This is a genomic window from Vibrio sp. Vb0598, from assembly GCF_033338935.1.
GTDB classification, from domain to species: domain Bacteria; phylum Pseudomonadota; class Gammaproteobacteria; order Enterobacterales; family Vibrionaceae; genus Vibrio; species Vibrio alginolyticus.
In genome coordinates this window covers 25169-37872 of sequence record NZ_JAWOTP010000006.1, presented here as the reverse complement: position 1 = coordinate 37872, position 12704 = coordinate 25169, and the positions used below count along the sequence as shown (strand labels likewise).

General features: G+C 42.1%; 10 protein-coding genes. 2 read left to right on the top strand and 8 right to left on the bottom strand.

All coding sequences use genetic code 11. The features are described from left to right. Positions 1-114: 114 nt before the first annotated feature. Positions 115-1320 carry an aromatic amino acid transport family protein gene (locus tag R7Q38_RS08315; protein ID WP_033905238.1) on the bottom strand — a complete coding sequence of 402 codons (1206 nt, stop codon included), beginning with the start codon at positions 1318-1320 and terminating at the stop codon, positions 115-117. Positions 1321-1481: 161 nt separating this feature from the next. After that, positions 1482-2675, bottom strand: a complete 1194-nt coding sequence (locus R7Q38_RS08310; RefSeq protein WP_213868779.1) for an iron-containing alcohol dehydrogenase — start codon at positions 2673-2675, stop codon at positions 1482-1484. 629 nt (positions 2676-3304) lie between these two features. Here R7Q38_RS08310 and R7Q38_RS08305 point away from each other — a divergent pair. Next, positions 3305-4570, top strand: a complete 1266-nt coding sequence (locus R7Q38_RS08305; RefSeq protein ID WP_239938420.1) for an HD domain-containing phosphohydrolase — start codon at positions 3305-3307, stop codon at positions 4568-4570. A gap of 54 nt (positions 4571-4624) precedes the next feature. Here R7Q38_RS08305 and R7Q38_RS08300 read toward each other — a convergent pair whose 3' ends face one another. Then, positions 4625-5227, bottom strand: coding sequence for a 2OG-Fe(II) oxygenase (locus R7Q38_RS08300; protein ID WP_213866549.1), 603 nt, complete (start codon positions 5225-5227; stop codon positions 4625-4627). A 160-nt stretch (positions 5228-5387) separates the two neighbouring features. Continuing rightward, positions 5388-6158 carry a TerC family protein gene (locus tag R7Q38_RS08295; protein ID WP_005377734.1) on the bottom strand — a complete coding sequence of 257 codons (771 nt, stop codon included), beginning with the start codon at positions 6156-6158 and terminating at the stop codon, positions 5388-5390. A gap of 411 nt (positions 6159-6569) precedes the next feature. On the opposite strand from R7Q38_RS08295, the gene R7Q38_RS08290 reads away from it, so the two are divergent. Continuing rightward, complete coding sequence (locus R7Q38_RS08290; RefSeq protein ID WP_239938421.1) at positions 6570-7508, top strand: LysR family transcriptional regulator; 939 nt, start codon at positions 6570-6572, stop codon at positions 7506-7508. Between the two features lie 19 nt (positions 7509-7527). Here the strand turns inward: R7Q38_RS08290 and R7Q38_RS08285 are convergent, their stop codons facing one another. From R7Q38_RS08285 to R7Q38_RS08270, 4 genes are all read right to left on the bottom strand, one after another. Continuing rightward, positions 7528-8409, bottom strand: coding sequence for a YjjW family glycine radical enzyme activase (locus R7Q38_RS08285; protein WP_064353884.1), 882 nt, complete (start codon positions 8407-8409; stop codon positions 7528-7530). Between the two features lie 22 nt (positions 8410-8431). Further along, complete coding sequence (locus R7Q38_RS08280) at positions 8432-9976, bottom strand: YjjI family glycine radical enzyme (protein ID WP_318114187.1); 1545 nt, start codon at positions 9974-9976, stop codon at positions 8432-8434. A 212-nt stretch (positions 9977-10188) separates the two neighbouring features. Then, positions 10189-10812 carry a LysE family translocator gene (locus R7Q38_RS08275; protein WP_005377741.1) on the bottom strand — a complete coding sequence of 208 codons (624 nt, stop codon included), beginning with the start codon at positions 10810-10812 and terminating at the stop codon, positions 10189-10191. A 202-nt stretch (positions 10813-11014) separates the two neighbouring features. Continuing rightward, positions 11015-12232, bottom strand: coding sequence for an HD-GYP domain-containing protein (locus tag R7Q38_RS08270; RefSeq protein WP_258470153.1), 1218 nt, complete (start codon positions 12230-12232; stop codon positions 11015-11017). Between the last annotated feature and the right edge of the window lie 472 nt (positions 12233-12704).

Here is a 12704-nt window from a genome sequence, read left to right as displayed (position 1 = left end):
CGGTAATTTGATCCAGATTAAAAAAGCCAACGAGCGAAACTCGTTGGCCTAACAATACAGATTGATTACGATGGATTCAGTAACTAAAGGTTATTCAAAGAACGTTCTAAACAACTAGCCTAGAGCAGGAAGCACACCCAGCGTAATTAACACCTGAGCGAATACGATGCCAGTGCCAGCGATGCCCGTTATCACTAGCGCACCTTGACCACCAGCGACGCGGTACTCCCCAGTAAAATCATCCGATTTACGAACCTTGATCACCATAACCAAAGGCAAAAAGATGGCTAAAATCGCTAAGGCAATCGCTGCATAGCCCAAAGCCATAATAAAGCCTTGAGGATAGAAAAGTGCGAAGCCTAGCGGTGGAGTAAACGTCACTAGTGCCGCAATCAAACGATTAGGCTTATCGTTACTTCCTTTGATGGTATCACCCAAAAATTCGAATAGACCCAAACTCACGCCAAGGAACGATGTCAACAATGCCAAGTCAGCAAACACACCAACAATGCTACCCAAATTTGATTGGTGTACTGTCTGAGATAGTTGACCAATCAGTGCGCTCAACCCTCCGTTCTCAACAAGCGTACTTTGGCTAACCACACCCAACGTCACGATTTGCCAAAAGATATAAATAACGAGTGGAATCGTCGAACCAATAATAACGGCTTTGCGTAAAGAAGAAGTGTCACCGTCTAAGTAATTCACAATTGCAGGTATACTTCCGTGGAAACCAAACGAAGTAAAGATCACCGGAATCGCCGCTACAACAAGGCCTTGTTCGATTGGCATACTTAACAAGTAAGATTCCGTAACGTTTGGAGCAAGAAAAGAAAGCACCGCAACCATCGCAATGAGCTTCATCGCGAACAGAACTCGGTTTACTTTATCGACCGTACCGGTACCCACTGTCACAACTAAAGTCACAATCAAGGTAAAGATTATCGTTGATGTAGGCCCTGAAATATCGAGGTCAAACCATTGTGCAAGGCGGTCTCCGAACTGAGCACCACCGCCAGCGATATACGCTGCACATAATGAGTAGAAAAGAAACAACATCGCAAAACTTGCCACCCACTTGCCTTTTTGACCTAGGATCTGTTTCGCCAAAGTATGAAGTGTAGCACTACTCTCCGCATGTTGATGAAGCTCAAGCATAAGCAAGGCAGTGAAAGCCATCAGAGCCCATAAACCTAGCATGATGATAATAGAAGTTGAAAAACCAATGCCGGCAGAGGCAAGTGGAAGCGCTAGCATACCAGCGCCTATTGTAGTGCCCGCAATAATTAGCGTACTACCGAATACTTTAGAACGACTCATTGTATATTAATCTTTACACTTTATTAGAAATTATCAGTATTAGATCGGGCAACGGCGGACCGAAACCAACACCATATTTGTATTGCCGTCGATATTGTAGGATCTTTAGCAGAAGATCAAGCAAAGTGTAAGGATAAAAAACCACACATGTAAACTATAATTTACACCTTACTGATATTTAACAATAACTGTGTGCATTCTTCCCTGTTCATGAACTTGGGAACAGGGTAATTCCAGTGCGCCTCTTTCAGAATTAAATCAACAAGCGCATCAGCATCTTCACGTTGAATGAGCGCACTGGTTTGCTCAATATCAATAGTTGAAAACAAGGACTCCAGATTCGCCAAAAAATGCTGAGCACTTGCGTTACCTAACTGCCCCTCGGCCGTCAACTCATCGAGCTTTCTTAGTTGAGGCTCAATCTCTGATAATGAAAAGCGCAGCACAGGCAACAAGGCTAATCCGTTTGCCATACCATGAGGTATTCCATATCTCGCACCGAATGTGTGAGCAAAGGCATGAACATAACCCAAACTCGCTTTGGTAAATGCTAAACCCGCGTAATAGGATGCCATAGCCATTTTATGACGAGCTTCGACATCATCCCCTAGCATCACAGCCCTAGGAAGATATTTAAAAATGAGTTTAATAGCGGCAACCGAATAAGCCATCGTTTCTTGAGTAGCGTTTTTCGATACATAGGCCTCAATAGCGTGGGTTAATGCATCAACGCCAGTATCAGCCGTGATCTTAGGAGGTAAACCAATCATTAAATTCGCATCTAAAGCTGCCATTAGTGGCACCAACTTTGGATCCATTAAAGGGGTTTTAATGTGTGAGGAGGGATCTGACACGACCGCAGCGATAGTAACTTCACTTCCGGTTCCAGCCGTTGTTGGAATAGCAAAAAGCGGTGCTGGCATTCGCCATACCTTCAATAGTCCAGCTAATTTTTTTATTGGCCGTTTATTGGTAACTTTCGCAGCAATAACTTTTGCACAATCCATTGCAGAGCCGCCACCCAAAGCTAATATGCCCTCACAATGAAAACGATGATAAGCCTCTAGACCGCTCTCAACCTGATCATAGGTAGGATCGGGCTTAACTTGCGAGAAAACATCTAACTGTAAATCGAGTTGTGCTGCTGCCTCAAGCACCTTATCTACAATACCGACTTGGACTAACCCTTCGTCGGTTACTAACAAAACGCGTTTAAATCCCAGCTCGGCCATCGATTCTAATAGCTCATTCATCGAACCAGGGCCGGAAAACAAGGTTGGTCTCGGCATAGGAAGGATAAGGGCTGCTATTTTTAACCCTGCGGTGTAAGTCCGATATAAACGATGCTTCAACATACGAAATCCTTTTCATTTAGAGCTATCATTCTAGCTACTTTTACCACCTATGCTTACTTTGCAATCACACATTTTCAATAAACTTATCTCACCAAAAAGGCTAACATCGCTGGGAAGCCGTACCATTTTATTATCTTTCCTCAACAACATGAGCTACAGAGAAAATATTTTCAACGACGCTCTATTGTCATGTTGTTAACAAGCTGCTTTACCTAATACTCTGTTAGTTACAGAGCAAGCCTCGAAGAAGTCTTCTTATTTTTTGCCTTCAAGAACAACAATATAAATTCTGTTAATCACACATCAATACCGTGTGTCTCTGGTTGAGCCCGAACACGATTTACAAAAATAAAAATAAGAATGCGTTACATCATGATTTATTGTCGTTTTCAAATAAGTCAACAAGAGCAACAATAATCTTTCAAAACTTATACTTAGTTCAAATATCTGACTCTTAACCATGAGCTTCAGGTGATATTATTATGCAACTAGGATTATTATCCCGCCCATAATCAAAACTATGTCTAAACGCCCACCTTTTTGGGGTCTATTCGCTGTCGTACCCAATCTTTCCTATCACCTTCTGATTTGGGTTTAGCGTGGGCTAATTAGCAATGTCGGTATAAACCATGAATCATTCTTGCCATTCCCATACGGACATGGGCTTTGAAGTCGATCTGAAACAAGCACTTATCTGGGTTGCTCGAGCACTCGACTATGTCGGTGTTGATGATACGCACCATAGCCATCGTGTCGCTTACATCGCTTACCAATGTGCTCGGGTCATGAACTGGGAACCAGAAAAAGCGGAGTTTTGCTACTTCGCAGGGATGATCCACGATTGTGGGGTCTCCGAAACACAAGAACATAAAATGTTACTTGAGGAGTTGGTGCCACAAGATGTAAAAACACATTGCTTAAGAGGATACCGAAGCCTCAAGCAGTGTCGTTTGTTGCGTCAGTTTGCGACACCTGTTCTTTACCACCATACACATTGGAGTGAACTAAAATATCTTGATTTACCGCCTTTTGAAAAAGAGGTCGCTGCCCTACTCTATTTAGCCGATCGTCTCGATTTTATGCGTTCCAAATACGTCATGAACTGCCACTGTGACATTGTCACACTTCATGAAGAACTAATTGCAGAATGCATCATGGCAAACGCTGGAACTTTGTTTAATCCAGACATGGCTAAGGCAATGGTTAAGCTCGTTATGACCGACGCATTTTGGTTCGCGATGGAGTCTGAAAATATAGAAACCATCGGATTAAACTTTAAAAGCATTGATTGGCTTCAAAAACAGCTCACCATCCAAGATATGAATAGTTTGGGCATGTTTATCGCTCGAATTGTTGACGCAAAAAGCCCATTTACTTATCAACATTCGCAAAAAGTGGCGGAGTTATCTCGGTATCTAGCCATCAAGCTTGGGTTCTGTGAGCACGACCAAGAGATGTTATTTATTGCTGGGTTGGTGCATGATATCGGAAAGTTAAAAACACCAGATGAGATTCTTCATAAAGAAGGCTCTCTTAATAAACAAGAGTATACGCGTATTAAACGCCATACAATTGATACTCAGCTCGCATTACACAAAGTGTTTCCCAACGCTAAAATAGCGGAGTGGGCCTCTAATCATCACGAGCGTTTGGACGGTTCTGGCTATCCTTATCATAAAACAGGAGACGAACTCGATGTACCATCACGTATTGTCGCGGTTGCCGATGTTTTTCAAGCTCTGTCTCAGGACCGTCCCTACCGAGGACGAATGGCTCAAGCACAAATCGCCGCGATTATGGGCGAGCAAGTCGCTAATCAAGAACTTTGTTCTGACGTCTATGCAGTGCTAGAGCGAAACATGACCGAGTGTTACGAGCTATCAACTAATGTTTAATCGATAAAGGGCGTATCTACGCCCTTTGCTGATTTTGTACAGGTTGCAAACCAATCATTTTGCAATATCAAGTACATTGTCTCGCACACCATTGATTCTGAACCAACCTGCAATGCTGAACCGCTCTGCGTTGGTCGGTAAAACCTCATGCGGGAATTGCTCAGATAAGAATAAAAGTAAGCGTCCTGATTGAGGAGGGATGGTTGCTATCTTATTATCATTTAGATCGTAAACCACCAATTCACCTGCATCCTTTTCCGTCCAAGATTCGTTCATGTAAAAAACGGTTGTCAATCGACGGTTTTCATTGCCCTTAAAACAATCTAGATGCTTTTGGTAGAAATCCCCTTCCTCGTACTTGGCAAAGTGAGCTTCATACTCAAAAAGTCCCAGAAACAAGTGACGGTTCACTTCTTGGCGTATTTCTTCCATCTTATCTAAGTAAGAAGTAACCGCGTGCCCCATATTGGGCGACAACCATTGAATTTTGTCACTTCGAATTGATTCAATACGAGTCACATCGTCATTACGACCAATACGCGCTTTTTTCCAGTTACTTGGAATGCAGTCTCGCAATTGATCCACTTCTAGTTCAGAAAGAAAATCATCCCAGATGTAGTAGCCATGGGTTGCTAACGCATCGATCATTTTATCCATTATTGTCGTTCACTCATATTAGTTGGGCGGTCTATATAAAAAATCTTCAACCCCACAACAAATGCGATTTTTTGTCGAAACGACAACAAAATAAAAAGAGAGTAAAAATAGGTGATGACGAATATAAAAATGCCGCTCATATGAGCGGCAATATCTTTTATTATTGACGAGCTTCTAATCTGGTTGGATGAACTCGCAACGGACTAAGACGTTTAATAGTCGGGCGTTGTTTGTTTTTTAACTGGATATGGCAAAGTTCCAGAATTAAGCCGAATGCCATCGCAAAGTACACATAACCTTTGTTGATATGAATTTCGAAGCCTTCTGCCATCAATAAACCACCTAACAAAACGAGGAATAACAAAGCAAGTGTCTTAAAACCAGGGTAACACGACACCAGGTTATTGATTTTTTCTGCTGTCATGACCATCACGATAGCAGAAGAAACAATCGCTGCGACCATAAGTGGGACATCACTTGTTAAACCAACGGCGGTTATCACCGAGTCCATCGAGAATACAGCATCCACGGCAACAATCTGCAACAGAACTACCGCTAAACCAGTACGGGCGTGAGTTGAGTGAGCAGACTCGTTGTGATTTAACCAACTCCACAACTCTTTCAGGCTTTTAGCCAAGAGGAATGCACCACCCGCAATCATGATGACGTCTCTTCCGGTAAACGCTTGGTTCGCCAAAGAAAATAGCGGTTGAGTCAATTGCATGATCCAAGAGATTGAAAACACTAAACCAATACGAGCAATAACAGCAAGACCAATACCAAGGTTTCTTGCCAGCTTACGTTGGTGCAGCGGCAGTCTTTCACATAAGACAGAGATAAAAACGACGTTATCAACGCCTAAGACAACTTCAAGCGCAAACAAAGTGGCGAAAATAGCCCAAGCTTCTGGTTGCATAAAAAGTTCTAGCATGAGCATGTCTCCAATAATAAGAAGACATATGGTGAAGGGTTTTGTCGACTAAAGGGGTCGTCCATTAATTATTTATACCTTTGTTACTGAGGGATCATGAGTAAATCACCAAACAATCAACAAAACAATATCTATTTTAATTAACAAGGAACAAGTTTAATTCGTGTACAAATCAATCAACTCCTCCAAATTGATTAAAATTACATAGAAGCTTTAGAATTGAATAAATGAAAGCATTAAAGTCCAACAAAACTAAGATAAATTTCTAGACTTATAAGCACCATCAACCCTTATGCAACCCATTAAATGCATTGAGCTCAAAGAGAAACAGGCGTGTTTCCGAGATAAACAATAGTAAAAATTTGTTTCATGCTGATATACTGCCAAAAATCATAAGAAACCATGCTATTTATGGACTACATTGCTCTTTCGCGTATAAGCCTTAAACATCTAACTGTTTTACATATGTTGTTAACCACTCACAGCGTCACACTTGCGGCAGAACGCTTGTGTGTAACACCATCGAGCGTCAGTAAAACGCTCGGACAGTTGCGCGAAACGCTAAAGGATGACCTTTTTTACCGTGATGGCACTCGCTTAGTGCCGACAGCATTTGCGCTGCATATAGGCCCGTCAATCCATGGCATACTCTCCAGTATGAATGGGTTATTACATCAAGGCTCTTTTAATCCGGCTTACTATCAAGGTAGTTTTTCATTAGCAATGCGTGAAAGTTCATTTGAGCTCTTTGCGCCAGTTCTACAGCACTTGTCCCAACAACTGAGCAATCACGCGCACTTGAATGTCCATGCGAAAGAGGAAATGAGCTTCGATGCATTAGCAAGAGGTCAAGTAGATTTTTTGTTGCTTCCTCACGATCTCAGCCAACCACCCACACAAAATAAAGACTTGGTCTGGAAAACCATTTTGAAAGACGAAATGGTTTGCTTAATGAGAGCATCGAACCCACTCGCTGAGCAACCCTTATCTGTTGAAAGTTACCTTTGTGCAAGACACATCGGTATTCATGATAAAGATCTGTCACAACCTTATTTTGAGCAAAATCTCACCCAAAGGCATTCAAAGCGAAACTTGGCCATGCGTGTAGCCGACTTTGGTTCAGCTGCGGTGATGTGTCAGCACTCGGATTACTTATTCACATGCTCCAAGATTTGGGCAAGAGCGGCAATGCAAGCAAAAGGTTTGGTTGAGCAAGCTCTTCCATTCGATTACGGGCAAGTTGCCTACAGCCTCGTTTGGAACAAAGCGAGCTTAAACGATCCCGCTTTAAAATGGTTACAGCAACAATTACTCGACGCTTGCGCCATGTTAGATGCCTGTGATGCGTAAGCATAGATAAACAACGGTACTACGTGAGTACTGTCGGCACTGTGATAGGGTTACTCACGTAGCATCGAAGCTCTGATTTTAAGCGTTCGATATCATGATGAGAGCACATATCCCAAGTTAACGCCTCCCCCATTACTCCGTGATGCTGAAAGGCATTTAAACGTATAAGCACCGATTCAGGAAGAGTACTCAAGTAACGTCCAATTGCTACGATTTCTATATCTAAATCACTTTTTTGGGGAATATGCAGTAAGCGGACCTCGTACAATTTTTCGTGCTCAACAAGGTACTGAAGGGTTTTAAATACACGATGATTATCACGCCCAGTTAGCCACTGATGCGTCTCCGTCTGCCACGCTTTCAAATCGATCATTGCGCCATCCAGAAAAGGTAGAATACGCTGCCAACCAGCAACCGCTAAAGAACCGTTACTGTCGATGAAACAAGAGAGGTGCCGTAATTCAGGATCTTGTTTTATCCCTTTAAACAGCTCAATAATGAAAGGAAGTTGTAAGGTAGATTCCCCACCGGATACAGTAACACCACTGATGAAAAAGCGATGTTTGCGTATCAAATCGAGCATTGTTACTACAGAGTAGTCAGTAATTTTTGGATTAGATTGGTTCTGACATATCTCTATACAATGATCGCAGTGGGTGCACTCCTCTTTAAGCCAAACAACGTTGTTGTTTTCGTCGAACTTCAATGCGCCTGCTGAACATTCACTCACACACTCACCACAATGATTACAATGGTTTATCGTGTGAGGATTGTGGCAGTTCAAACACTGATAGTTACAACCCTGTAGAAAGATGACTAGACGATTTCCTGGCCCATCAACACAAGAGAAAGGAAGGATATGAGTGACTTTTGCCAAAAGGCTTCCACTTCGTCTAGACATCTTGTTCTTTCCTAAACCGAACTTATGCCTGCGTGTAAGTCGGTGTTACTTCATGGCTCACCACACGTGGTGAGCGTTCTAAAATTTTGGTATTTTTTGCTGCTTCTGCACCTAGAAACGTCGTGTTGGTTCTCGAACCTTCTTCATCATATTTCGCGACGTCTGAAAGTTTGATCATGTAGCCTGTCACGCGAATTAAGTCATTTGAAGTGACATTCGCGGTAAACTCACGATAACCAGCATTTAGTGCCCCTTTACATAAATTGAACATCGCTTCTGGGTTAGATTTCACCGTTTCATCAATCGTCAAAATATCGCTGATACCCGCACGATAATACTGATGATGCTTCGCCGTTGCTTGTACATAAGTGACAGGGTCTGGCTCTGCACCATAAGGCAGACGTACACCTGGCGTAACATCATGATCTAAGCTAATGCCGCCTTGTGCATGTAAGAGCGCTTTGCCATCTAAACCATATTTCACCGGGGTTGAGTCCACCAGTTTAGCCAGTGTTGCTGAAACATCATGAGCAAAAGTATTTGCTCGATCATTTTTTCCGTATCGCCCTATTTGCCCTTCTTTTTCAAATAGAAGGTTTACCGCTTCGGCCATGCCGTAAACGCCATACATTGGCGCGAAATAGGACTCTTTTATCAACCCTTCTTGCGTCAAAAAGCCTTGAAAGAAGTTCGATTTTTCATGCAAGTGCGTGCTTCTTGCGTTTATGAGCTCGACCATTAATCGATGGTAAGAAGGCAACGCACTATTTAAGAAGTCGTTACAGTCTGATGCTCGTTTTGCAACTTCTTTTAAATTCATTCGCACCAATGTGTTCGAGCCACCTGCTAATGGAAGCGAGTTGTAGCAACTTACAATACCAAAGCGTGAGCCGTTGTAGGCTTTCGCGTGCATTGGGTAATTGGCAATATGCGGTTTACTGCATTCACAAATGTTCTGTGTCGCTTGACGAAGTAAGTCATCAGGCGTAACTGTCTCGTCGTACATAAAGGTGAGATTCGGTGCGATCTGCTTGAGCTCCGCATCTACTTTTAAAACAGTGCGACAAATAATGTTGTCTGTCGGTCCGACATTCACATGCATAAACGCATCTGGCAATGTGCGATCCAGCATGACCCAAAAATGTTTTAACTTTTTGTAAATCTGGCTCTCTGTTAGGTCGCCTATGTAAGGCAACAAGACATCATCTAACTGGCCTAAGTAAACCGGAATGTTCGTTACCGAAGGAACATGATGGTAAATGATGGTCAGCATGTTCAACGCATCATCGAAATCATCAGCCGGAGACAACTCTAAATAGTCTGAGCCTTGCGCTAGAAATTTAGCGTAATCAGGCAACACATAGCGAGGTTTAAACGGTGCATGACCTTCAAACATATCGCAGATGATGCCTTCATCCATTGCTTGTCTCAGTGATGGAGATACGGTCATGTAAGGAATGCACGCTTCCGCCTCTAAAGCTAAAAAACTCGACTTCTGTTTTGGAGAAAGACGGACGTCGGTCGCGATATCTAGAAAACGTTGTTGTAGTTTAGAAAGGCTTGTCATCTAAGATATTCCTACAAAGTAACCACAAGCCCACAAGACAAAATACGAGCTCTACCCCTAAAGAGTAACGTGATTTTACTCCTGCTTGGCTGTTGCCACTAATGAAAATAAACAAAACGTCTATTTCCATTCTGGAAATAAGACAAAGCTAAATTAGCGCATTCCAACTTACTATATGGGAAAACCTAACTGCGTACCGAAGTCTGTCTTATTTATCGGTTTGCCGTCGACAACATCACGCCTGCACCAATAAATACTCCACCAGTCAAACGATTGAACAACTTCGCTCTTCCAGCGACAAACAACCAATCGGAGGCTTTTACCCCTAACAATGCATAAAATGTTAGCCAGCTAAGCTCAAAAACCACAAATGTAGACGCGAAAATCGCGTATTGAGCCAGTAGCGGTGCGGAAGGTTCAATGAATTGAGGAAACAAAGCGGTGAAAAAGACTATCGCTTTGGGGTTACTAGCGCCAACAATGAAGCCACTAGTAAACGCGCTGAACGCTGTCGCGGAACTTTGAGTCGTTGCCGTTTTATTAAAATCTGTCTGAGATGAGCGCAACGCTTGAATACCTAACCAGATTAAATAAGCGGCACCACACCATTTGATAATATTAAAAACTAACTCAGATGAAGCAATGACAACTCCCAGCCCGGTAAATGAGAGCGTAAGGATGATCGTAATCGCAGACAAACTGCCAAGCGCAGTCATGAAAGCAATACGAAACCCACTACTCACTCCTTTACTTAAACACAACAGTGAGCTTGGTCCTGGTGAAGCTGTGAGCACGAGAATGGCAAGAGTGTAAAAAATCCATGTATCTATTTGCATTGGCATCCCTTCCAGCAAAATGAGGTTTATAGCCCATTGTGTATAGAACTATTTTATCGCCCGGTTTCTATCCATGAAGCCGAGGTCTTAATAACCATCTTGCATCTAAATAACTTAGAAAAAATTAATAGATAGTTATGCAAATAAAATACGATCTACATGCAAGGATGTAAAGCCTGTTGTATAAGCTTATCTATTTCTCTTAATCATAAAAAGGCTTAGGATCGATCTCTAACGATGAAGGCGCGATCGCTCTTTCAATTTTGTACGCACTCGTTTTTAAGTCCACCATCGTGACATCAATGTATCGTTTATACTTGCGGGAGTAGAAACATTTCACTTCTGGCTTTAATGCTTGAGATTCATTTGAAGACCAAACAATACCAACACGCCCATCGTTCAACTCGACAATAGAGCCTACGGGGTACATCCCAATGCAATTAATGAATTTGTAAACTAAGTCTGCGTCTAAATGAAATGGCGTTAAACTCAACAAGATTTTAAACGCTTCGGCAGAACTCATGCCTTTTTTGTAACAGCGATCAGCCGTTAGCGCATCGTAGATATCTACAATACAGCTCATACGGCCGTGAATTGGAATCTCCTCCCCCTTCAAGCCTCTAGGATAACCATTGCCATCTAACTTCTCGTGGTGCATCAAACAAACATCACGGCTTACGTCACTAAGCCCTTTTACGTGAAGGATAATCTCACCTGCGAACACTTGATGTAGCTTCATATGTTCAAATTCTTCAGGCGTTAGCTTCGCTGGCTTGTGCAAGATCTTATCATCGACTTTAATTTTACCTACATCATGAATAATGCCACCTACAGCAAGCTGTTTTAGCGTTGGCTTATCCAAGCCCAAGTACTTACCGAATGACACTAAAAGACAAGCGACATTGACGGAGTGTTCCAATAAATAAGAGTCTTTTTTTCGGAGTGCAGAGACACACTGCAACGCATCTGAGTCAATAAAAACACTTTCAATGACATCGTCAGCCCAAGCTTCTACTTCATCAACTTCTATGATTTTTCCTTCAAAAGTTTGATTCAATAGTTTTTGCGCCAAATCTTTTGCTTCGGCGATTAGCTTTTTGGCTCGCTTGTGTTGGATGTCTCTCGAACGATAAGCTCGTTGACCCCTCTTAAAATCGGAGTGTTTCTGCTCTCGCGTCTCTTTAGTGGCACCAGTTGATTCATCTACAGGCTTGAAGACACACTGCTGCGAAGATAATGTTTGATCTACCCAAACATACTTTACGCCACTTGTAGCAAGCTTCTTAATGCCTTCAGGGCTAGATATCCGCCCTGCATTGGCTAAATTGACGCGCTTGTTGTGCTCTATCGCGGTAACAAACATACCAACGCCGATATCAGCGAGCGCAATTTTGATTGAATTTTTCGGATCGTACTGCATATAAAGAAGGCTTACTCGATATTAACGTCCGCATTATAAGAGATTTGATTACTTGGCGTGATAATAAATTTGAATTGATTACAATTAATGAGCATCCTGTCAATTAATAATCGGTCGCGCTCATTAAGTCCTTTTTGTTATTATGGTTTTATCCAAGATAACATATATACAAATGACGTTAGAAAACAGCACATTGATACCGACACAACTGAAAATAACTTTAGGATAATTATTCATAAATATTTATAGATTGCGGACGGCATCAATAACTGTATTTTATAAATGATTTTTACTGTTGACTATTTTTTATAAATGTCGATGATTAGCCGCCTAATCTTAGTATGTTATTAACCTAGTAGCGCATAAAATGATAGCCAAACAATTTGAACTGACACTTTTGTGATTGTAATGTACGCCAGCAGATCAACTCTATGTTATCAACCCCAACACTCATCTCTGATGCTAAAAGGCT